Raw genomic sequence first — 22,641 nt, 5'->3', positions numbered from 1 at the left:
GGATTTGCATGGAGATAGAGGAATTAAATAGTCAAAAATCTGGTTTATTAAGTAGTATAAGTCATCAACAAGGGCAATTGGCTGAATTACAAATGAAACTACGAAGGCTAATAACTGCTAAGGGGAAATTTGTAAATAATCTTGAAGCAATTAAACAAAATCAAGAGCAGTTTAAGTCTTTAGAAATAAACGAGAGTAGTTGGAAAGGGCAAAGAGCAACTACTTTTAAAGAAACGTATGAACAACAAGTCATTTCGAATTTAGGGAAGTTTATCGGAGAACTAGGGAGAGTGCAAGAAGACATTGATCAAGCTATACGGCGGCTTGAAAGAGAAATCGCTACATGTGAGTCTAGTATTCTTTCTTTAAGTAGAAGTGTTTCAATGGTTGACGCTAGTATTCAAGTAGAAGTACAGAAGGCGGGGAAATGATAAATGGGGGAAATTAAATTAAATAAAGGGGTATTTGATGCGAAAGTAAGTGATTTGAAAAGTGGTGCTAGTGATTTAGGTAAGACTAAATTTAATGGTATGCAGTTACATCGTACGAATTTAAGTAAACTGAAAAAATATTGTGAAGCGATTGAAAAGTTATCAAAAAAAGTGCAGCAATATGAACAAATACTACAAAAGGATATTAGTAGAATTCAGCAAACAGGACAAGAAATGGTTCAGCAAGATGAAAAGCTTGGAAAAGATTTGAAAGACAGTTCAGCTCACCGTGCTATGTAAAGGGATAGGAGGGGGAAAATATGAGCAAAATCATAGAGTTACAAGAAGTAAAAGAACTGCAAGAGCGGTTTAATTCAAGTGCTGAAGAGTTAAATCAACATTTGGAAACATTGCAGCAAAAAATAGAGGACTTTACACAAATTAACTCTTTTCAAGGGAAAGCTGCTGATACTATTAAGAATCATTTATCTACAGTTCATGGAGCTGTTATCACTGGATTTACAGTTACAACGGAAATGTTAAAAAGTCAATTTCAAAAAGCAATAGAGGAGTTTAACAATGAGGTTGACAGTGATGCAGATGCAAAAATTCATGGAAGTTATTTGGATGATGTAAAGAAAAAAGTTAATGGATATAGTGAGGGATTTAGCCACTCTAATGAAGAGGCGAAAAAAACAGTAGGTACGATTAGTGACATCGTCGCAATTCAATATCCATCATCATCAAGCATCACTGAAGGCGCTGTAAAAAGCCAAAAAGAAATCAGTGATACATTAGAAAAATTAGAGACTTATAATAGTAAGCAAAGTGACCTGCAAGAGTTTGATGAATTAATGCGTAAGATAGATGAGGGAATGAAACAAATAAAAGTGAATAATGGGAATTTGTCTATCGCTTCAATAGGGAAGTTATTAGCTGACACATCAATTGGAAATATCATTAAGGGATTGGCAGATGGCATGACTAAGTTTGATATTGGGAACAAGGGAGCTAAGGCTACTTTAAATGCCTACATACGTATGCATTATGTTACAAAGAAATTGGGTTTGGAAGTCCTTTTTGATCCTAAAGGCCGAAAAGGTAAAGGGGCATATACATTATCGACTCTTAAGAAAGAAGATATGGTTTTAGCAGAAAGAATACTTAAAATGGATAATAAAGATGACGTTTTATTCAAATATTTAAAGGATAAATTAGAATTTAAATTCGAGGGTTTGAAAACAACAAAGGAACAAATAAAAAAGGCACGCAGAAATATTTATAAATTACCAGAGTTTCAAAATTACGCAGATTTTCGGATGGATCGGGTGAACCAAGGATTGCCTACCGCGATTGGGAAAAAAGGACTGAGTTCATTTAAAGCCGCTTGGGCAGACGGCTTAAAGGATATTAACCCTATGAAATGGAAAGAATCGTTTAAAGGCCTGGGTAAAGCAGGGGGGATATTGAAAGGAGCAGGTATTTTTGGAGCGGTTGTGTCAGTTGGAGGTAATGTTGTAGACGCTAAGCAAGGTGTAGATGATAGAAAAGATGGTTGGCAGTTAAAAGATGTAGTAGATATAGCAACAGATTCAGCTGTAGATATTGGAGCAAATGCTGGAGCGATGGCAGCTGGTGCTGTAGCAGGATCGTTTTTCCTTCCGCCGCTTGGTACTGTGGTTGGGGCTGGTGTTGCAGTGGTTGCTACGGCGGGACTGAATTACAAATGGAAAGCACTTGGTGGTAAGGACAATATCATTGATATTACTAAAAAAGGAATTAAAAATGTAACTGGAAAGGTAACAGAAAAACTTAAAACTGTATTTTGGTAATTAGACTACACGAGAGGTGCATATAGGATGATGTGGAATATAAAAGAGGAAGAATTAGATAAATTTAGAATGACATGTAGACAACGTTTAAGCCCTGAAAGTGCTGTGGGATTTATGCTTGGAACAATATTTTATATTTCGATATTTATGTTTGTTATTCTTGTAGGAGGTTTGGATTACTATAACAATTTTTTTGATAGAACAATTGTTAAGACCGAAATTGTGTTATTTAGTATTCAAATTATATTTTTAATTATATTTCTATTTCCGAAAGCGTGTTTTAAACTTCAAAAATTACAAACACTAGTCATATTACTTTATGCGTTTCAACTCGGAACAATATTATTTGCAGTTTCGATTGTTTCTGAAATGGCTGATAATTCAAATGGTAGGATATATACAGGGCTATTATTTTTAGGGGCAGTTATTGTTCATATTGTGTCAACGATTGATACATTTAAACAGGCAAGTGAAGGAGCGTTTAGTAGCGATGAAAGGTCCAGTTCGTTTTTTACTAAAACAAAAGGAAATGTGATAAAGGGAGCTACAATATACGTATTAATACTTCTTATTTTGTTGTGTTTTCAACATGATTATACGATTGATTTTTTAGTTATGTATGTGGTAGGTACTGTTTTAATGTATACGATAGCCATCGGTGCAGCTGAATTTCAGCTATTAGCGTATTGCAGATTTAAATTCCCTTCATTTAACATATCGTGGGAGCAACATAAAAGAGAGTCTCCAAGATATCAAAAGAAAAATAAAAAAGGTAAATCAAAACGTAAGGCGTAAAGGAAATGAGTATAGTAGATTTAAATGTTCGTCATTTACTATAATGTGGAAGGAATATGAAGGAGAGCGTAAGTGACATTTGAAGAAACATAAAAAATATAGCCAAGAGAAAGTATAGTAAAAGGAGTAGTTATTATGAAAATTCAATATAAAGCATTATCACTTTTAAATTTAATTAGTATTACTCAAATTGTAAAAAAAGAAGATTGGTTATTACCTGCTATCGCACTGAGAAATCAAGTTGTTCATAATGGAATATATGCAGTAGGTCCCGTTCTTTTTAAATATCAGCCATTGGAAAATGAACCAGAGTACGGTGAATATACGTATTCTGTTCCAGTAAATGAGCGTGTTAAATTAGGAGAGAATTCTGCATATGAATACGTTGATGGATTAATTATTGAAGAGGCATTAAGTGTTCGATTTACTGATGAAGATGGTGATATTGAGGAGGCTTATAATTTAATACATGAGTTTGCAGAACAGCATCATATTAAATTAGATAACGGTTTTTATCACGTATGTTTAGACGTATACGGTGACATGTGGCTAGATATTTATGCTCCTATTATAGAAGTAGGTGAAACAATAAAATGATAATTGAAGGACAAAGTATTGCATATACAAATGTTGTTTCGAAAGAGTACTATTTTCATTACGAAGATATGGAAGAAGCAATTGAACATTTTATGTCAGAAATTGCAACAGCGAATTTAACAGTAAAAGGTCCGATGTTTTATGCTTTGAAAAATATACCATCTGATGAAAATATGTACGTTGAATTATTCATGCCAGTAAATGAAGATAAAATTCCAACATCAGAAACACTTCAATTTAGGAGCTATTATTATGTTGATGAGATGCTCATGAAACGATATACGGGAGATTATGAAAAATTAACAGAGCAGGTATATGGTGAAATGCTTCAGTATATGGAGGATAATAACCTGAATTTAGCCTCGCCAATTTATCATGTGTTTAGCGGTGATGAGTCTTTACAGTATGTTGAAGTGAAGATTGCTGTATTTAATGAAGAATAATATTTTAAGCTTGTGACTTTTAACATATGGAAACATCATGAAATATCATAAAAGAGATAGTTTTGAATAGGGTTTGGGGAAATAACATAAATAAAACCTTCTCTTCTCGTTAGAATGAGGAGGTTTTTTTATTCTAAAATCTATATGCAATTGATTGAATAGTTCGACATGAGATTTTTCAGTTGGGTCAATCTGTATGGGGAGTAGTTACGTTCTGCAGTTCGCTTTGTTCTTATTTTGAAAGGGAAAATTTATTCGAAAGTCAATTTGGAAAGAGGGAAAGGTGTTATTTTGGATAAAAATCGGAATATTTCGGAAACAGAGAAAAGTTTTTTTGAAAGGACAATAGTATCTATCTATAAAGCGTTAGAATTTATAGTGAAATATACAATGATTCTAATAATAATAATGTCAATATTTGTGATAATTGCTGCTGTTTATTTTAAAATATATGAGGGTATAGGGGCAGGTGTATTTCTCTTAATCTCGTCATTATTTGCATATGTGGTGTTTTTTAAGAAAAGTAAAAATGCCTAAATTAATAGTGAAAATAAAATTAAAAAGATTAACTATAATACGTTATTTCAAGAGGGAAAGTTTTGAATATGGCATGAATGTATAACAGCAAGAAAACCTTCTCTTTTCATTAAAATGAGAAGGTTTTTATATTTAATCTACATGATTTAAATGAATGTAGTTAAAGGTGGGACACTTGAATGCGGAATGTAAAAGAAGATTCAGATAAATTCTAGATGATATGTAAACATCGTTGGAGTCCTGAGGATGCTTTAGGATTTATGATAGAAACAATAAGGGAACGTAATGAAACTAAAAATGCCTAGAGTAACTGGTGACAGTATGAAGTTAAAGAGGAAAGCGAAGCAAGATTATGTGAATTCCCAATTTTTATATGGGCTGTCTTGGAAGGTTCTACAACACAAGTAAGCAAAGGGAAGACTTTCCTTATTATCGTTTTCTTTCTCTTAATTGCAATAGGGTTATCTATGATAGGAAACAAATAAGGGGGAGTGCAGATGTTTAAGAAGAAGGAGAAAAAAACATTTACGTTAGATTGGTAAACACACAAGGGGAAATCATTCGAGAGTTTAATTGTACAGAAAAAGACTTGCGAAAAGTAAAAGAAAATGGTACTGAAATTCGTTTGGTTGGAGATAACTCATATGAGATGGTAGCAACCGATGAACAATTACAAAAACTAGCAAGAGCTGAAGCAGAAATCGAAGCGGAAATTAAGGCATGGGAAGATGCTTTAAATGAGAGTTTGGATGAACGCGAAGAAAGAGAAGCGAGACAGAAAGAATTGAAAGAAAAGAATAAATGGAGTACAAAGAAGAAAGTAATCGTATTTGGACTGATATTTTTTGTATTTATTGGATTACCTATTATCGAAGGGTATCAAAATAGTAAATTAGTTGAAGAAGGTACATCATTAAATGCAGAAATTGTAGGTAGGCATGTAGAGAAGGAATTCATGTTTACACACCCCACATTAGTAGTTGAGGTAGATGGTAAAAAGCATAATGTATGGGTAAGTGAAGAGACATATAACGGAGCAGAGTGGTTAGGTAGACTAAAAGTCATCAAAACAAAAGATGGTAAAGTTGAGAAAGACCCTAGATATGAGGGGAAAGACTTAATTACGAGTTATTAAGCAGTATGTTTTTAGTATTCGCTTCTCTCAAATTAAATAACATTATTATTTGCAAAAATCGAATCCATTAAAATAAAAATCAAATTTTAAATAACTGTAATAACCTCCTAGCATATTGTCGATGGGAGGTTATCAACTTTCTGAAGATACAATTGTGATAACAGTAACGTTTTTACTAAGTGAGTGCAATTTCAGAGAAACAAAAATAGAGTATGAGGGATATGGTTAAGTGAAAGAGAGAAGAATATTTAGAGCTTTTGAGGAGAAAGAAGGCTATTTGTACTATCAAAAGCATTCGGATTATGTACGGCAATTAATGTAGTGATGATATACATACAAGATTATCTAAATTTAGTTATACAAAAGATGAAGATACTTAAAAAAGTTACGAATGTAATGGGAATTTAGTGAATGAAAATTATTTAAACTGTATAGAAGGTGAAAAACTGAATGTGGAATATAAAAGAAAAAGATTTAGATGAATTTAAAATAACATGTAGAAATCGTTTAAGTCCAGAACGCTCCATGGTGTTTATACTTGGCGCAACTGTTTATAGTTCATTATTCATGCTTTTTATTTTTGGAGCATTAGTTAAATTTGGCTGGGGTTATTATCCAAATCTCTTTGACAAAATAATTGTTTGTATTGAATTAGTTTTATATACCTTGCAAGTAATCTTTTTAATTCTATATCTATTTCCAAAAGTTCGTTTTAAATGTCAAAAGTTGCAAGCGCTTGTGATATTATTATGTACATTTCAGCTGGGAACTATAGGATTCACATTGTTTATACTTCCAGCAATTTCAAATTATTCGATTGATCAAATTACATTATTGTATGTGGGTTTATTGTTTCTAGGAGCAGTTTTTGTTCATCTGGTGACCACAATTGATACCTTTAAACAAGCAGAGAGTGGAGCATTTAGTATGGATGAAAGGGCAGCTTCATTTTTTAGTAAAACAAAAAACAACGTAATGATTGGTGTTACGGTATATGCACTAATCCTTCTTATTTTAATTTATTTTCATAATGATTATGAAACAGAGATATTAGTAGGGTATATAGCAGGAACTCTTGTAATGTACGCGGTAGCCATAGGTGCAGCAGAGTTCCAATTATTAGCCTATTGCAGATTTAAATTTCCATCATTTTATATTTCGTGGGAGGAACATGAAAGAGAGCGTCAGAAAAGACTAAAGCTTTATGAAGAGAAGGAAAAAAAGAAAACTAAAGAAATAAAATAAGTTTTGCGTCGAAATGGGGAAAGATGAATGCTTAAAATAAAGGAAGAAGATTTAGGTTTTTTTCAAATTACAAATAAAAACCGATTAAGTCCGGATTATATAAGAATCTTTTATGGGGGAGTTTTTGTATATACTTCTATACCAATGCTCATCATGTTTTTAGGTGTTTTGCTGAACGGTGATAAGATTTCTCTAACTCCTTTTGAAAAGATAGTTGTACAAACTGAGGTTAAGTTGTATGTTTTGGAGTTCGTTTTTTTAATATTATTCATGTCTAAAAAGATTGCTTTTAAATTACAGAAACTACAAACAATCGTAACTGTATTTTATGCTTTTCAGTTAGCGACATTACCTTTCATAGTTATGGTTGTTGAAGGAATATATGATTTTCCATGTGACAATAAAACATTGGTTTATATCGGTTTAATACTATTAGGAGCAATCTGTACCCACATTGTAGCAACGATCGATGTTTTTAGAAAAGCAAAGCATGGAGGATATAAATTAGAAGGACCGGCTGTCTCATTTTTTACTAACACGAAATTATATTTATTGATTGGAATAACGATCGGTGTAATAGTTCTACTTGTATTAATTTTTTTAAACCTTAATTATACATTTGATGAAATGGCAATTTATGTGACACAAACAATAATATTATATATATTCGCTGTAGTATCAGCAGAATTCGTCCTATTGGTGTATTGTCGCTTTAAATTTCCATCATTTAATATTACGTGGGAACAACATGAAAAGGAACGCCAAGAATTTATAGCAAATAGAAAAAGAATAAGAGAGAAAGAACAAAAGCGAAATAAAAACTGAAAAGAAAGTTATAAATGATACTCGTAAACTTATATTGAAGATAGAATGAATACATTATTCATAAATTAACTAGTAAAGGGAGGAATGTAATATCTTGAATAAAGATTCTAAAGCTGTAAAAAAAGAAAAAGGTTTATTTGAAAGTGTAATAGCACCTATTATTGTCGGATTATGTTTATTTTTTTATACCAGAAAGAATATGGAGGTGTATTGGTTTGTGGAATAGGCTTAATACTAATGCTATCGCTGTATTTTGTGTTTGTTAAAAAAAGTAAAAAAGGTTAGTTTAATATGAAATACCAAAAACATTTATTTACTCTCAGTTTGTCTACAAAAATAGAGTTATTACATGATTTTAGAAAAGATGGTGTAATTATATGTGGAATATAAAAGAAAAAGATTTAGATGAATTTAAAATAACATGTAGAAATCGCTTAAGCCCAGAAGATTCTATGGTGTTTATGTTTGGAGGAATAGTTTATAGTTCATTATTCATGCTTTTTATTTTGGTAGCATTAATTAAGATTGGCTGGGGTTACTATCCAACTCTCTTTGACAAAATAATTGTTAGTATTGAATTAGTGTTATATGGTTTGCAAGTAATCTTTTTCATTCTATATCTAATTCCAAAAGCTCGTTTCAAATATCAAAAGTTGCAAGCATTTGTGATATTATTATTTGCATTTCAGCTAGGAACTATAGGATTCACATTATTTACACTTCCAGAAATTTCAAATTATTCAATTGATCAAATTACATTATTGTATGTGGGTTTATTATTCCTAGGAGCAGTTTTTGTTCATCTGGTGACAACGATTGATACCTTTAAACAAGCAGAGAGTGGAGCATTTAGTATGGATGAAAGAGCAACTTCATTTTTTAGTAAAATAAAAAACAATACAATGATTGGTATTACGATATATGTACTAACCCTTCTTATTTTAATTTATTTTCATAATAATTATGAAACAGGGGTTTTAGTGGGGTATATGGCAGGAACCCTTGTAATGTACACAGTAGCCATAGGTGCAGCAGAGTTCCAATTATTAGCCTATTGTAGATTTAAATTTCCATCATTTTATATTTCGTGGGAGGAGCATGAAAGGGAACGTCAGGAATTCTTAAAGCGTTATAAAGAGAGGGAGGAAAAGAAAGCGAAAGAAATAAAATAAGTTTTGGTTTCTGAAAATTCGAATAGAATATATAAGCAATTGAGGATTGTATATAAATCAATGCTATTAAAAATTAAAGCATCTTCAATATAATCTGTACGAGTAAGTAAATATCAGTAAGTAAAGGTGAGATGTATTACTTTCCAAAAAGGAACATAATGAACTTAAAAATGTCTAGAGAAATCAACGGGGTGTCAGTATGAAGTTAAAGAAGAAAGCCAAGATGATGATAGTTCTGTCAATAATAGCAAATTTATTAAGTGGATGTGGTTTTGGGGAGACGAATATAGAGTATGAGAGATTAGTAAAGGCATTGGATGAAGGTGATATGAAGACGGTTATGTCTGCGAGTGATGATGGGTATGCTTATGTGAAAGAAGAGGTTAGGGATAGCACGTTTTGGGCGGAAAATGATAATCGCATTAGCGTTGTATATCAAACAACAGGAGGAGTATACAATATTAAAGAAAAAAAGTTCTATGGAACAACTTTGCAAGAAATTGCTAGTTCATTAAATAGTGAGCAAAAAAAAGAAGAGATTGTATATAGAACTAGTATTAAATATGAAGATAATCAATCAAAAAGTCCAGATCAAAATTTGGATGTTTCGAATGTTCGATTTATATTTAATAGATTAAAGGGAATAGATAGTTTAAGACCCAAAAAAGATAAAAAAAGATTTAGTGAGTCATCCAAGGTAACATATTACTTAACCGAATCGGAATTTCAAGAAATAATTAATGATAAGTTAAAGGCGGACTACGATAAATTTGATGAAGCAATATTATTAATGGAATTTAGTTCGGCGAAAGATTCAAAAGAAAATCCAATGGAATTCACTACAATAAGCATCACAATGGGATATGAAAAAAAGAATAAAGAAGGCCGATTAATAAGGCATGATCAAAAAATAGCAATCTATTTAAATAGTAAAGAAGATAACGATAAAGCTTCTAAAACCCGATATGAGGAGTATGAAAAACAATATTTGAATAATAAGTAATGTATAAAATAAGGGGAAAGGTGTAATTATGGCATGAGTAAAAGGTTAGTTAAAAAAATAGTTATTGTAATGACAGTAACGTTTTTACTAAGTGCGTGCAGTTTCGGGGAAACAAAAATAGAGTATGAGAGATTAGTAAAGGCATTGGATGAAGGGGATATGAAAACGGTTATGTCTGCGAGTGATGATGGATATGCATATGTGAAAGAAGAGACTAGCGAAAGTACTTATGAAGAAAAAGAAGATGGTGAACATAGCAGGATAATATATCAAACAACCCATGGAGTATATAATGTGAAAGAAGACGACTTATATGGGAAAACAACTCAAAAGGTTGTTACTGATATAAAAAATGATAAAAACGTTGGTAGTAATCAAAATTACAAAAAAGAAACGGTCTATAGTACAAATTTAAAAAATGAAAAATCCCGTTCAGTAGCCCAGGATCAAGCTATGAATGTTTCATATGTAAAATTAATGTTTAGAGGATTAAATGAACTTAGTAAATTGAAACCGAGTGAAGATAAAAAAAGATCTAGTGAACCGAGCATAATAAGCTATGATTTAACTGAATTACAGTTTAAAAGCATAATGAATGATAAGTTAAATTTAAAATATGATAAATTTGATTCTGCAATATTGATGATTGAGTTTAATACGCCTAATGATACAAAAGAAAATCAAATGAGAATAACACAAATAACAATATCGGTAAATTATGAAGAAAAAAAAGAAGATAAGCTTATAAAATGCAATCAAGAGATTTCAACATATTATCATACCAGGGAAGATAATAATCAAAGTTCCAAAAAAGAATATGTAAATTATGAAAAAGAGTATATAAATCAAAAATAATATATTTTAATTGAATTTTGAGAACGATAAATGTTGTGAAGATATGAGTAAAGGGGTAGTAAAAAATAGTTATTGTGATAACAGTTATGTTTTACTGAGCGCGTATAGTTCTGGTAAATCAAAATAGAGTATGAGAGTCTAATAAAGGCATTGGATGAAGGTGACATGAAAACGGTTATACTTAATCGAAAGAAGAATATTTGGAACTTTTGAGGAAAAAGAACACTACTTGAACCATCAAAAGGCATTCTGGTTAGATGATTATGGTAATTAATATGGTAATGATATACCTAAAAGATTATCTGGATTTAGTTGTACAAAAATCTATGTACTTAAAAATATTAAGAATGTAATAGAATTTTAGTGAATGAAAATTATTTAAACTGTATAGAAGGTGAAATGTCAGGGTGTGGAATATAAAAGAAGAAGATTTAAATGAATTTAAAAGTACTTGCAACAATCGCTTAAGCCCCGATTGGGCTACAGGGTTTATGTTTGGAACGATGTTTTTTATTTCATTAATAATGTTTTTTCTTATTGGAGGGTTAATAAGGTTTGGTTGGAGTTATTACCCGACTCTCTTTGATAAAATAATTGTTAGCCTTGAGTTAGTGCTTTATAGTCTTCAAGTAATTTTTTTAATTATTTATCTGTTTCCTAAGATGCCATTTAAATTTCAGAAACTACAAACACTTGTGGTACTGTTATATGCGTTTCAGCTAGGTACTATTACATTTACAATGTTGATAATCCCGGGAATGTCAAATTATTCAATTGATCAAATTACATTAATGTATGTTGGGTTATTATTTTTAGGTGCAGTCATATTACATATTTTAGCGACTATTGATACTTTTAGACAGGCAAGTAAAGGGGCATTTAATACGGGAGAAGAATCCCCTTCATTTTTTAGTAAAACAAAGAGGATTGCAATTAAGTGTGCTGTAATTTATGTGTTAACTCTTCTCATTTTAATTTATGTGCATAATGATTATACACTGAAGATTTTTGGATTGTATGCGGGAGGAACTTTAATCATGTACGCGGTAGCCGTAGGCGCAGCAGAGTTCCAATTATTAGCCTATTGTAGATTTAAATTTCCATCATTTTATATTTCATGGGAGGAACATGAAAGGGAACGTCAGAAAAGACTAAAGCTTTATGAAGAAAAGGAAAAAAAGCAAGCCAAAGAAATAAAATAAGTCTTGCTTTCTGAAAATTCGAACGGAATATATAAACAATTAAGGATTGTATAAAAATCGATGCTATTAAAAATTAAAGTATCTTCAACATAATCTGTATGAGTTAATAAATACCGGTAAGTAAAGGTGAACTATATTACTATCAAAATGGGAATGTAATGAACCTAAAAATGCCTAGAGAAATCAACGGGGTGTCAGTATGAAGTTAAAGAAGAAAGCTAGGATGATGATAGTTCTGTTAATAGTATCAAGTTTATTAAGTGGATGTGGTTTTGGGGAGACGAAGATAGAGTATGAGCCATTTGTCAAAGCTTTGGATGAAGGTGACATGAAAAAGGTAATGTCCGCTAGTGATGATGGATATGCGTATGTGAAACAAAGAGGTATATATAGTACATATGAGCAAAAGGAAGATGGAGAGCACAGTAAAACAATCTATCAAACTTCGAAAGGCATATATAATACGAAAGATAAAAGTTTATATGGAAATACAATACAAGAAATTACCTCGGAAGTAGATAATAAAAATTATAAAGAAGAAGTTAATTATAGTACAAATATTAGTTATGAGAATGGACAGGTACAAAGTACGGATTCAAGTCTGGATGTTTCATACGTGAACTTAATTGTAGATCGTTTAAAAGGGATAGGGAAACTAAAGATGAAGCCAGGAGGTGATATAAAAAAGTTTGGTCAGCCTAGTACTGTTGGATATACACTAACTGAATCAGAGTTTCAAAATATTATTAATGATAAGTTGAAAATACAATATGATGAATATGGTGGTGGATCAATCGCATTGCATATTGATTCTAAAAATGGTTCAAAGCAGATATTGGAAGTAAGTATTGTAATAAATTATAAGAAAAGAAATGATGAAGGCAAGTTAGTAAAATACATATCACAAATACATACATCTTTTGATAGTCACCAAGGCAATAACCAAGATGCGAAACAGGAATATATTGATTTTAAAGCACAGTATAATAAGAAGCAGTAATGTTAAGGAGAGCATTTGCACGTAATGATAATAGCGATATAAGTGGAATAAATGTTTCATAAATATAGTGGAAAGAATTTGAGGATAAACGCCCCGATTACTGGAGTAAATGCAATAATTGGGGCCGTTAATCTGTCTGAATTTAGTTTGAATACATAACATGTTTTAGTTAGAGTATTGCTCCGCAAGTAGTTTTTCCATTTTCATAATAACGGTGTAAAGTTTTTGTATAATCTGCTTTTACTGCTAGGTTACAACTATTTCCGCTTATAGAGTCCCCTTATTATCGATACATCGTCCACATTCCAATGTCTTTAAATCCTAGTCGTTTATAAATTCGTCCAGCAGCTGGATTGTTATAAAATAAACAAAGTGTTCGGCCTTCTTTCGTAAAGTCTTGGATCATTTTTTGTAATATGAGTGAAGCGTAACCATTTCCGCGATAATTCGGGTGTGTACATACACCAACTACCATAGCGGATAATGAATTTTCAGCGGAAGTAGAGGCGGATGCGATGATAGCACCGTCTTTTTCAATATAATATGTGCGTCCTGTATTTGTTTTGAGAGCTTGTCTTAATATTTTCTCTGATTCATTAACAACTGGAAATTCAGCAATGTTACCTCGCAATTGCATAATTCGCTCTACATCATCTAGTGAGGCAAGTTTAATTGTTTCATGAATTGGTGTGCTAGGTAAGTTGTTGTCATTTAGACATTCACAAAAATACATTTCATTTTTGACGCCTAATTGTAGACTTGGAGCAGTTTCAAAATTTTCTACAATAGTTGACTTACCAGAGAGTTTAAGCGGCTTATATGTGGAAAGAAGTGCCTCATAATCAGTGGTAATAAATTCTTCTTTACTATAGGGTATAAATGAATCGTGGAATCGGAGTAGAATTGATTTTAATGTTCCATTCTCTTTAAATACGCCCCATAGTTCTTGAAAATCTGTGTCATAACTGAAAGCTTCAATATCTCCAATAATAAACAAGTTAAGGGCTGCTTCTTCTTTTAGGTAAGCGAATACTTGTTCATGATCTTTCTTTGTTAATTTTCGCATCATAACGAATCGACCTCTTTTTTTATTTTTCTAAATATTACAACTTAAGTTTTTTGAAATCAATATAAAATTTTATGTTTAGTTCACAAACTTTCGGAAAAACTAGGAAAGATATGACAAAGGAGGTTATGAACGGTGGATCATCCAATTCAAGGGTTAATGAAAGCAGCAATGGAAAATTTAAAAGAAATGGTCGATGTAAATACGATTGTTGGAGAGCCTGTTCAAACGGCTGACGGTGGTGTGGTGTTAACTGTTTCTAAAGTAGCGTTCGGTTTTGGAGCAGGAGGTTCTGATTTCCAAACGAATGATGGACAAAGAGCGAACGGTAACCCTGCATTTGGTGGCGGTAGCGCGGGTGGTGTTTCGATTACACCAGTAGCATTTCTTGTGGTGAATAAAGATGGAGTAAATATTCTGCATCTACAAAATGCGACACATTTAGCAGAAAAAATGATTGAATTAGCTCCACAAACAATTGATAAAATTCAATCGATGTTCCAAAAAGAAGAAAAGAAAGAGGGAAATCATCATCCTCAAAACCCTGATGAAATCCTTTAAAAACGCCTGCTTATGAGCAGGCGTTTTTTCTTGTAATCACTATGTAATAAAACACATGAAATTGTAAATAGTTTTTGAAGTTTTTTCTATGTTTCTAAAATTTTTCATGTTAAAATATGCTATAGAATTGAAACATATAAAACGAAGGTGGCTAGGTGCTTTGTCTGGAGGATCTGACCAAGTAAAGAATATGATATATATTAATGGTAATCGTCGAGGTCATTGTTTTATTACATCAGGAATTACGTTTAAAGAGTTTGCGAGTAACATCCCTTCACCGCTTCATCAAGTGTTGCTTTTGAAGCACAACTTTGAATGGACGGATTTTCATTATCATACTTTATTTGAATATGTTGAGGAAGAAAATATACATAAGTTAATTCAAGCAGAGATTGATGAATTTGATGAATTTTGTTGGGTAGATTTTGATGATGCAAGCGATTTAGATGAATTAGAGCCGAAAGAAATTGCAGAATTATTATATTTGGCTCACAAAAAAGAACCACTTGCAAGAACATTCTTTCCGCTGTTGAAAAATAGATTTGTTTATTTTTCACATGATGACGGATGGTACAACAAAGTGTATTATCGTAGAATTGCTGATTTTGTAGGAATGTTAAGTAAAGTCATTCCGTATAAACTCGGTGCTTTCGGTAAGAAACGTTTTTCTTTCTTCCAAAAATCAAAAATTTTCCCAGCGATTTCAAAAGAATTGATTATGGGACTGATTCCACTCATGGAAGATGGTCTTTACATAGATCTAGCAGGGAAGATTGAGTCAAGAAGAGGTCTTGAAATTCCGGTATATGTAGTTGGTTCGTATGAAAGTACGGATGAGGTGTTAGATAATATCGATGAATTGAAAGAGGAAGCAACAGAAACAGGTTGGCTCATTTTTGATAAGAAAGAACAAGAGTGGCAATGGGTTGTTGACTAAGAAAACTTGGCGTATGAAGTCAAGTTTTCTTGTCATTTGAAAGGAGTACAAATGAAGAAATATTATACAATTGTGGGTATTATAAGTATTATTCTCGTGGCAATATTACTTATAACTTGTCCGAAAGAATCGGATTTTAAAGTGTATGTACAGGATAAGTATGCGTTGAATTGTAATGAGAGTAGTTTTGAATGCACGCAAAATGTAGATGGTAAAAAAGAAAAACTACAATTTGAAAGTACAGATGCACGAAATGGTGTATTCTTTATGACTGTAAAGCAAACATTTAAAACAGAAGCTGGTGTTTCAAAAGAATATAGCGGAGTAGGAATGTTTGGTACATTTCTTTTTGTTTCAGAGAAGACTTTCTAGTAATAGAAGGTCTTTTTTTTATGCTTATGTTCATATAGATGAAGTAAGACAAGCATAGGAGGGATAGCGATGAAGAACACATGTATCGTTTGCGGCGGTGAGGAGTTTTTTTCCTCAACGTTATATGCACGTACGAAACAAGATTGGGCATATGCACCAAACATGTATCGATTTGAAAAAGTATTTATTGAGCATCGAGATGAAGAAAATTATCCAGTGTTTCAAGAAATTACAGCGAAACATTGTTGTGGATGCGGCCATATTATGTTGTATCATGAATGAACACACCAAGTATGACTTGGTGTGTTTTTTTAAAACGCTGACAAAGCAAGCGGATAAAATAAAGTGAATAAAACAGAAAAACTACCAAAACCAATGGCTGTATATCCAAGTGTTCTTGCTCCGAAATTGACAGCTAATAGGCCAACTAAAATTGCTAGGGAGCCGAGCGTAACTGGATAAAAAGCAATGGAGAATAACGAAAGAAATAAAGCGACATAGCCTACCATTGCACCGGTATTTGTACCTTCTATCTCATTTGCAATTTCTTTACGCTTATGTCTAATTGGAATGCCAGCTGGTGATATTTCAGCTGCATACTCTTCGTTTTTTTCACCACTTTTAAAATGATGATTTCTCTTTCTTCGCATGTACATCCCTCTCTTTCAATTGGGTGTACCTATAGTATCTTTCATAAAGAGAAGAACATGAGTATGAGTTAAACCCAAGTAAAGCAAAAATTGGAGAATAAAGATTCCTTCATTAGCATGTATATCTCCTTATGAAGATAAAACAGGAATTTTGGAAAATGATGTAGAATGAAATGAGTGATAAAGCGTGAAGGTAGGGGAATGTATGACGAAATTTAATTGGCATGAATCAGCAGAAAAGAAATGGGATAGTAGCGCAGAGTTTTGGAATCAAAATAGTCAAGAGATGTGGGACAGTGGTAGCAGAAGTACAATTATTCCGTTTTTTGAACAATACGTGAAGAAAGAAGCACAAGTGCTCGATGTTGGTTGTGGTGATGGGTACGGTACATATAAATTAAGTCGCGCAGGCTATAAAGCAGTGGGAGTAGATTTATCGGAAGTGATGATTCAAAAAGGTAAGGAGCGCGGAGAAGGACCGAATTTATCTTTTATAAAAGGAGATCTTTCTGCATTACCATTTGAAAATGAGCAATTTGAATCAATTATGGCAATTAATTCTTTAGAATGGACGGAAGAGCCATTACGAGCGTTAAATGAAATAAAGCGTGTGTTAAAGAAAGATGGATATGCATGTATTGCAATTTTAGGACCGACAGCAAAGCCACGAGAGAACAGTTATCCTCGCTTGTATGGAAAAGACGTTGTTTGTAATACGATGATGCCTTGGGAATTTGAACAGTTAGCGAAAGAACAAGGTTTTAAAGTTGTAGATGGCATCGGCGTATATAAGCGCGGAGTAAATGAGAAGATGTTAGGTCAACTACCTACAGAGTTACAACAATCGTTAACATTCTTATGGGTATTTATGTTAAAAAACGTATAAAGAAATGAAAGAATTTTTAGGAGGTAAATAAGTGCAGAAAATACAAAAAACTGATACAATATCATCAGAACCAATTAAAGGGGGACTAGGGTATATGACAACTACTACAACAGTGAAATCCGATATTGAAATCGCACAAGAAGCGAGTATGAAGAAGATTCAAGAAATTGCAGCTGATTTAAATATTTTAGAAGATGAATTAGAGCCATACGGGCATTATAAAGGTAAGTTATCTCTTGATATTTTTAAGCGCTTACAAGATGAGGAAGACGGTAAAGTTGTTTTAGTAACAGCGATTAACCCAACTCCAGCTGGAGAAGGTAAATCAACAGTAACAGTTGGTTTAGGTCAAGCTTTTAACAAAATTGGTAAGAAAACAGTAATTGCACTTCGCGAACCATCTCTTGGACCAACGATGGGATTAAAAGGCGGAGCAGCAGGTGGCGGTTTTTCACAAGTCGTACCAATGGAAGACATTAACCTTCACTTTACTGGAGATATCCATGCGATCACAACTGCCAATAACGCATTAGCAGCGTTTATTGATAATCATATCCAACAAGGAAACACACTTGGAATTGATACACGTAAAATCGTTTGGAAACGCTGTGTTGACTTAAATGATCGTGCCCTTCGTAACGTAGTAATTGGTCTTGGTGGACCTGTACAAGGTGTACCACGTGAAGACGGTTTTGACATTACAGTAGCATCTGAAATTATGGCCGTGTTCTGCCTTGCAACAGATATTCAAGACTTAAAAGCGCGTCTATCTCGCATCGTAGTTGCTTATAACTTTGCAAATCAACCTGTAACGGTTAAAGACTTAGGTGTAGAAGGTGCTTTGACACTATTATTAAAAGACGCATTAAAACCGAACTTAGTACAAACGTTAGAAAATACACCAGCTATTATTCATGGCGGACCATTTGCGAATATTGCTCACGGTTGTAACAGTGTTATCGCTACGACAATGGCAGCAAAATTAGGTGATTATGTTATTACAGAAGCTGGATTCGGTGCTGATTTAGGCGCTGAGAAGTTTTTAGATATTAAAGCTCGTGCAGCTGGCATTAAACCAGAAGCAGTTGTTATTGTTGCGACGATTCGTGCGCTTAAAATGCATGGCGGCGTTGCAAAAGATCAATTAAAAGAAGAAAATGTAGATGCATTAGCAAAAGGTATGGAAAACTTACAGAAGCATGTTGAAACAATTCAAAGCTTCGGTGTGCCTTTCGTAATTGCAATTAATAAATTCATTACAGATACAGATGCAGAAGTTACATACTTACAAGAGTGGTGTAATGAGCGTGGCTATGCAGTATCCTTAACAGAAGTTTGGGAGAAAGGTGGCCAAGGCGGAGTTGACCTTGCTGAAAAAGTACTAAAAGAAATCGAAAAAGGTGAAAACAACTACGCACCACTTTATGAATTAGAATTACCATTAGAAGAAAAAATTCGTACAATTGCTCAAAAAGTATATGGCGCAAAAGATATTGAATTTGCTCCGAAAGCACGTAAGCAATTAGCTCAATATGAAGGAGAAGGTTGGAGTAATCTACCAGTTTGTATGGCGAAAACACAATACTCTCTTTCTGACGATGCAACAAAATTAGGTCGTCCATCTGACTTTATCGTTACAATTCGTGAGCTAAAACCATCGATCGGTGCAGGCTTTATCGTTGCGTTAACAGGTACAATGTTAACAATGCCAGGTCTTCCAAAACAGCCAGCAGCACTTCAAATGGATGTAAATGAAGATGGAAAAGCAGTAGGTTTATTCTAAAAGGTTGTAATTCATCTCGTTTATCTGTAAACTATATATACATCAAGTGGCGCCTTTCCATCGAAAGGCGCCTGTTTTTTGGAGGAAATTATGTTTGATCCAACTGCTTTTGACAATTTAAAAGTAATCGTAGAAGGTGCTGTGTATGATTTTGATCTACATGGAGATATTCTTGTAACAGATCGAAAAGATATGATGGATCTTGCTTCATTAAGTCGTATATATCATATCTCATTTCAATTAACAGAACCGTTTGAACCATTAGTAGAAGCAACATTTTCATTATCTGTGGATGCAAAGAACTTGTCTGGTGAAATACTAGAAGTGCCTCAGTTTACACCAGGTTGTGAGATGAAGCTAGCATTTTCATTCCCGTTAGAACAACCAGAAGTAAAATGTGAAGAAATTGAAACATTAATGCGTTCTATATGGGGAAAAGAAAGAATGATTATGCAGAAAGTTTCATACGAATATAATAAGCAAGCGATTTCATATCATAATAAGGTAGAGGTTCTATTTCAAAAAGCGATTACAGAAGACCATGTTGATGATTTAATAGCTGTTATTTCACACATGATAGAAACGGTGCGAACAATACAGCATTTTCTTCAAAAATAGAGATAAAGGAGAAAAACAAATGATAAAAGATATGCAACCATTTTTACAACAAGCTTGGGAGAAGGCTGGTTTTAAAGAGTTAACTGAAATTCAAAAACAAGCGATTCCAACTATTTTAGAAGGACAAGACGTTATAGCTGAATCTCCAACTGGAACAGGAAAAACATTAGCGTACTTATTACCCCTTTTACATAAAATTAATCCTGAAGTAAAACAGCCACAAGTTGTTGTTTTAGCGCCAACACGTGAACTTGTAATGCAAATTCATGAAGAGGTTCAAAAGTTTACAGCAGGAACTGAAATTTCAGGTGCATCTTTAATTGGTGGTGCAGATATTAAGCGCCAAGTTGAAAAATTAAAGAAACACCCAAGAGTAATTGTCGGTTCACCAGGCCGTATTTTAGAATTAATTCGTATGAAAAAGCTAAAAATGCATGAAGTAAAAACAATTGTATTTGATGAGTTTGATCAAATTGTAAAGCAAAAAATGATGGGCGCAGTGCAAGATGTAATTAAATCAACGATGCGCGATCGTCAATTAGTATTCTTCTCGGCGACAATGACAAAAGCGGCAGAAGATGCGGCACGTGATTTAGCAGTGGAACCACAATTAGTACGTGTAACACGTGCAGAATCAAAAAGCTTAGTTGAGCATACGTATATCATTTGTGAGCGACGCGAAAAAAATGATTACGTAAGAAGAATTATGCATATGGGCGATGTAAAAGCAGTTGCGTTTTTAAACGACCCATTCCGTTTAGATGAAATTACTGAGAAATTGAAATTCCGTAAAATGAAAGCAGCAGCTCTTCATGCAGAAGCAAGTAAACAAGAGCGTGAAGCGACAATGCGTGCTTTCCGCGGAGGGAAAGTAGAAATTCTACTTGCTACTGATATTGCAGCACGCGGTATCGATATTGACGATTTAACACACGTAATTCATTTAGAGTTACCAGACACAGTAGACCAATATATTCACCGCTCAGGACGTACTGGACGTATGGGTAAAGAAGGAACTGTCGTGTCTCTTGTAACACCACAAGAAGAGCGTAAATTACTACAATTTGCGAAAAAACTAGGCATCGTATTTACGAAGCAAGAAATGTTCAAGGGATCATTTGTAGAAACGAAACCGAAAGCACCAAAGAAAAAGAAACCAGCATTTACTGGGAAGAAAAAGCCTAGATAAATGATAGGGAAGGCGTAACTATTTGTAGTTACGTCTTTTTTGTTTGTAAACAAGCGATAATGGGAATTGTATTAGTGTTTTTAATGTGCCTATCATATATATGCTTCTACTGGGAGTATCGAAAAAAGGGTAGTTTATTTATTTGGTTTATACGAGGAAATAATATGAAAAAAGTCGAATATTAAACTGACACGAAATAATAAAAAGAAGGTACACATATGGATAGGAAATTAGGAATGTTTTTAAATACGAAACATATTGAAGTAAACGAAGGAATACAAAAAGCAAGGGAATGGGATTTAGAATATATTCAATTATATGCTATGAATAAAAACTTTAACTTAGCTAATATCTCAATGGTAGAATGGAATGCTTTAAAGAAAAGCTTATCTTTTAATGGAATAAAGATTCCATCATTAGCAATTAGTTTTGGAGAAAATGGAATTATGGGAATAGAAGCTGAGAGTGCAATAGATCAGTTTAAATATATTACTGACAGAGGTTTGGGGCTTGGGGCAAAGATCATAACAGCTCATATTGGAAAAGTTCCAGATGATGAAAAAAGTGCCTACTATGATAAAATGCTACGTGTTTGTAATGAAATAGGGGACTTAGCGTTCAGATTTGGAGGATTCTTCGCCATTGAGACGGGATCTGAAAAAGCAATAGTATTAAAACGATTTTTAGAAACTGCAAACTCGAAAGGACTAGCTGTTAACTTTGACCCAGCAAATTTAATAAGTGATGTAAATGAAAATCCGGGAGAAGGTTTGTTACTACTAAAAGATTATATAGTACAAACTCATATTAAAGATTGTAAAGAAGTGAAAAGTGATCGTTCAAGTAAGTATATTGAAGTCGCAGCAGGGAATGGTGAAGTAGATTTCGATATATTCTTCAAAGTATTAGATAAAATTGGATTCGACGGATATAACATGATTGAAAGAAATGATTATTTTGATGAACTGGATGGGATGAGTCAGTCGATAAATTTTGCAAAGAAGTACATACCAACTCAAAAGGAATAACGATAGTATTTGTAGAAAGCTACATAGAATATAAAAACCATTAGGGGGAAATGTAATGATCCATAAAGTAGGACAAATTATGTTATATGTAAATAATCAAGATGAGGCAGTAAATTTTTGGACGGAAAAGGTAGGGTTTCATGTAGTTGCAGAGGAAGATAATAAGCAAGGAATGAGATGGATTGAAATCGCTCCGAAAAGCGGTGCAGAAACGAGCATTATATTACATAATAAAGAAGTTATTTCTAAAATGAGCCCAGAATTGAATCTTGGTACACCGTCCTTAATGTTCTTCTCAGAAAATCTTGATCAATTATATACAGATTTAACAAACAAAAATGTTACTGTTGGAGAAATGGTAACTATGCCTTCTGGTAAAGTGTTTAACTTTGCTGATAGCGAAGGGAATTATTTTGCGGTTATGGAGAAGAACCAATAATAATATTGCTATGTGAAAATCCCCCTCAAATATATTTGAG

Annotated in this window: 27 protein-coding genes and 2 pseudogenes; 27 read left to right on the top strand and 2 right to left on the bottom strand. The window is 33.1% G+C overall.

Features of this window, described 5'->3' with window-relative positions; translation table 11 throughout:
• Positions 1 to 8: 8 nt before the first annotated feature.
• The 17 genes and pseudogenes from ACTFO4_RS07190 (at position 9) to ACTFO4_RS07110 (ending at position 13,072) form a co-directional block, all read left to right on the top strand.
• A complete protein-coding gene (locus ACTFO4_RS07190) occupies positions 9 to 431 on the top strand; it encodes a YwqH-like family protein (RefSeq protein ID WP_440013569.1) in 423 nt (140 codons plus the stop codon).
• A 3-nt stretch (positions 432 to 434) separates the two neighbouring features.
• On the top strand, positions 435 to 731 hold the full coding sequence (locus ACTFO4_RS07185) for a TIGR04197 family type VII secretion effector (RefSeq protein ID WP_000503886.1): 297 nt from the start codon (positions 435 to 437) through the stop codon (positions 729 to 731).
• Between the two features lie 20 nt (positions 732 to 751).
• The gene (locus tag ACTFO4_RS07180; RefSeq protein ID WP_000034620.1) at positions 752 to 2,263 is read left to right on the top strand and encodes a T7SS effector LXG polymorphic toxin; all 1,512 of its coding nucleotides are present in this window, start codon (positions 752 to 754) and stop codon (positions 2,261 to 2,263) included.
• Between the two features lie 30 nt (positions 2,264 to 2,293).
• On the top strand, positions 2,294 to 3,058 hold the full coding sequence (locus tag ACTFO4_RS07175; protein WP_025921922.1) for a hypothetical protein: 765 nt from the start codon (positions 2,294 to 2,296) through the stop codon (positions 3,056 to 3,058).
• A 135-nt stretch (positions 3,059 to 3,193) separates the two neighbouring features.
• Positions 3,194 to 3,655 carry a DUF5085 family protein gene (locus ACTFO4_RS07170; RefSeq protein WP_000701784.1) on the top strand — a complete coding sequence of 154 codons (462 nt, stop codon included), beginning with the start codon at positions 3,194 to 3,196 and terminating at the stop codon, positions 3,653 to 3,655.
• Complete coding sequence (locus ACTFO4_RS07165; RefSeq protein WP_000582718.1) at positions 3,652 to 4,098, top strand: DUF5085 family protein; 447 nt, start codon at positions 3,652 to 3,654, stop codon at positions 4,096 to 4,098. The genes ACTFO4_RS07170 and ACTFO4_RS07165 overlap by 4 nt, the downstream gene beginning before the upstream one ends.
• A gap of 291 nt (positions 4,099 to 4,389) precedes the next feature.
• Positions 4,390 to 4,635: a hypothetical protein gene (locus ACTFO4_RS07160; RefSeq protein ID WP_025921923.1), complete on the top strand. Its 246-nt coding sequence runs from the start codon at positions 4,390 to 4,392 to the stop codon at positions 4,633 to 4,635.
• 589 nt (positions 4,636 to 5,224) lie between these two features.
• Positions 5,225 to 5,770 carry a hypothetical protein gene (locus tag ACTFO4_RS07155; RefSeq protein WP_050427193.1) on the top strand — a complete coding sequence of 182 codons (546 nt, stop codon included), beginning with the start codon at positions 5,225 to 5,227 and terminating at the stop codon, positions 5,768 to 5,770.
• 450 nt (positions 5,771 to 6,220) lie between these two features.
• Complete coding sequence (locus ACTFO4_RS07150; RefSeq protein ID WP_000267181.1) at positions 6,221 to 7,015, top strand: hypothetical protein; 795 nt, start codon at positions 6,221 to 6,223, stop codon at positions 7,013 to 7,015.
• Between the two features lie 27 nt (positions 7,016 to 7,042).
• Positions 7,043 to 7,840 carry a hypothetical protein gene (locus tag ACTFO4_RS07145; protein WP_440013571.1) on the top strand — a complete coding sequence of 266 codons (798 nt, stop codon included), beginning with the start codon at positions 7,043 to 7,045 and terminating at the stop codon, positions 7,838 to 7,840.
• Between the two features lie 94 nt (positions 7,841 to 7,934).
• Positions 7,935 to 8,125, top strand: a pseudogene (locus ACTFO4_RS07140) (hypothetical protein).
• A gap of 92 nt (positions 8,126 to 8,217) precedes the next feature.
• The gene (locus ACTFO4_RS07135; RefSeq protein WP_440013572.1) at positions 8,218 to 9,012 is read left to right on the top strand and encodes a hypothetical protein; all 795 of its coding nucleotides are present in this window, start codon (positions 8,218 to 8,220) and stop codon (positions 9,010 to 9,012) included.
• 199 nt (positions 9,013 to 9,211) lie between these two features.
• A complete protein-coding gene (locus ACTFO4_RS07130) occupies positions 9,212 to 10,015 on the top strand; it encodes a DUF3952 domain-containing protein (protein ID WP_000768460.1) in 804 nt (267 codons plus the stop codon).
• A gap of 33 nt (positions 10,016 to 10,048) precedes the next feature.
• Positions 10,049 to 10,870, top strand: coding sequence for a DUF3952 domain-containing protein (locus ACTFO4_RS07125; protein ID WP_087948413.1), 822 nt, complete (start codon positions 10,049 to 10,051; stop codon positions 10,868 to 10,870).
• An 86-nt stretch (positions 10,871 to 10,956) separates the two neighbouring features.
• Positions 10,957 to 11,050, top strand: a pseudogene (locus ACTFO4_RS07120) (DUF3952 domain-containing protein); the annotation flags it as partial.
• A gap of 227 nt (positions 11,051 to 11,277) precedes the next feature.
• Positions 11,278 to 12,072 (top strand): hypothetical protein, encoded by a 795-nt coding sequence (locus tag ACTFO4_RS07115; protein ID WP_166695019.1) that lies wholly within the window; start codon positions 11,278 to 11,280, stop codon positions 12,070 to 12,072.
• A 199-nt stretch (positions 12,073 to 12,271) separates the two neighbouring features.
• Positions 12,272 to 13,072, top strand: a complete 801-nt coding sequence (locus tag ACTFO4_RS07110; protein WP_208328181.1) for a DUF3952 domain-containing protein — start codon at positions 12,272 to 12,274, stop codon at positions 13,070 to 13,072.
• A gap of 283 nt (positions 13,073 to 13,355) precedes the next feature.
• Here the strand turns inward: ACTFO4_RS07110 and ACTFO4_RS07105 are convergent, their stop codons facing one another.
• Positions 13,356 to 14,141, bottom strand: coding sequence for a GNAT family N-acetyltransferase (locus ACTFO4_RS07105; RefSeq protein ID WP_440013574.1), 786 nt, complete (start codon positions 14,139 to 14,141; stop codon positions 13,356 to 13,358).
• Positions 14,142 to 14,273: 132 nt separating this feature from the next.
• Between ACTFO4_RS07105 and ytfJ the strand changes: the two genes are divergently transcribed.
• The 4 genes from ytfJ (at position 14,274) to ACTFO4_RS07085 (ending at position 16,290) form a co-directional block, all read left to right on the top strand.
• Positions 14,274 to 14,699 (top strand): GerW family sporulation protein, encoded by a 426-nt coding sequence (gene ytfJ / locus ACTFO4_RS07100; protein WP_000349991.1) that lies wholly within the window; start codon positions 14,274 to 14,276, stop codon positions 14,697 to 14,699.
• Positions 14,700 to 14,859: 160 nt separating this feature from the next.
• A complete protein-coding gene (locus ACTFO4_RS07095; RefSeq protein ID WP_000014087.1) occupies positions 14,860 to 15,636 on the top strand; it encodes an oxalate:formate antiporter in 777 nt (258 codons plus the stop codon).
• Positions 15,637 to 15,687: 51 nt separating this feature from the next.
• A complete protein-coding gene (locus ACTFO4_RS07090; protein ID WP_000761174.1) occupies positions 15,688 to 16,008 on the top strand; it encodes a hypothetical protein in 321 nt (106 codons plus the stop codon).
• Positions 16,009 to 16,077: 69 nt separating this feature from the next.
• Positions 16,078 to 16,290, top strand: a complete 213-nt coding sequence (locus ACTFO4_RS07085) for a hypothetical protein (protein ID WP_000798747.1) — start codon at positions 16,078 to 16,080, stop codon at positions 16,288 to 16,290.
• Between the two features lie 29 nt (positions 16,291 to 16,319).
• On the opposite strand, the gene ACTFO4_RS07080 is transcribed toward ACTFO4_RS07085, so the two are convergent.
• Complete coding sequence (locus ACTFO4_RS07080) at positions 16,320 to 16,658, bottom strand: hypothetical protein (RefSeq protein ID WP_001253200.1); 339 nt, start codon at positions 16,656 to 16,658, stop codon at positions 16,320 to 16,322.
• A 205-nt stretch (positions 16,659 to 16,863) separates the two neighbouring features.
• Here ACTFO4_RS07080 and ACTFO4_RS07075 point away from each other — a divergent pair, with 205 nt between their 5' ends.
• The 6 genes from ACTFO4_RS07075 (at position 16,864) to ACTFO4_RS07050 (ending at position 22,601) form a co-directional block, all read left to right on the top strand.
• Entirely contained in the window at positions 16,864 to 17,544 is a 681-nt protein-coding gene (locus tag ACTFO4_RS07075; RefSeq protein WP_000160044.1) for a class I SAM-dependent methyltransferase, read from the top strand.
• A gap of 94 nt (positions 17,545 to 17,638) precedes the next feature.
• Positions 17,639 to 19,327, top strand: a complete 1,689-nt coding sequence (locus ACTFO4_RS07070; RefSeq protein WP_013141915.1) for a formate--tetrahydrofolate ligase — start codon at positions 17,639 to 17,641, stop codon at positions 19,325 to 19,327.
• Positions 19,328 to 19,417: 90 nt separating this feature from the next.
• Positions 19,418 to 19,945, top strand: a complete 528-nt coding sequence (locus tag ACTFO4_RS07065) for a hypothetical protein (protein WP_000460219.1) — start codon at positions 19,418 to 19,420, stop codon at positions 19,943 to 19,945.
• A 19-nt stretch (positions 19,946 to 19,964) separates the two neighbouring features.
• Positions 19,965 to 21,134 carry a DEAD/DEAH box helicase gene (locus tag ACTFO4_RS07060; protein WP_000588614.1) on the top strand — a complete coding sequence of 390 codons (1,170 nt, stop codon included), beginning with the start codon at positions 19,965 to 19,967 and terminating at the stop codon, positions 21,132 to 21,134.
• A 218-nt stretch (positions 21,135 to 21,352) separates the two neighbouring features.
• The gene (locus ACTFO4_RS07055; RefSeq protein ID WP_119683237.1) at positions 21,353 to 22,162 is read left to right on the top strand and encodes a sugar phosphate isomerase/epimerase family protein; all 810 of its coding nucleotides are present in this window, start codon (positions 21,353 to 21,355) and stop codon (positions 22,160 to 22,162) included.
• Between the two features lie 55 nt (positions 22,163 to 22,217).
• Positions 22,218 to 22,601 (top strand): VOC family protein, encoded by a 384-nt coding sequence (locus ACTFO4_RS07050; protein ID WP_000581467.1) that lies wholly within the window; start codon positions 22,218 to 22,220, stop codon positions 22,599 to 22,601.
• Positions 22,602 to 22,641: the final 40 nt, after the last annotated feature.

The sequence above is a fragment of the Bacillus cereus group sp. MYBKT14-1 genome, from assembly GCF_051915185.1.
Classification (GTDB): domain Bacteria; phylum Bacillota; class Bacilli; order Bacillales; family Bacillaceae_G; genus Bacillus_A; species Bacillus_A cereus.
The sequence above is the reverse complement of the archived record's forward strand: the minus strand, read 5'-3'. Positions and strand labels throughout refer to the sequence as shown.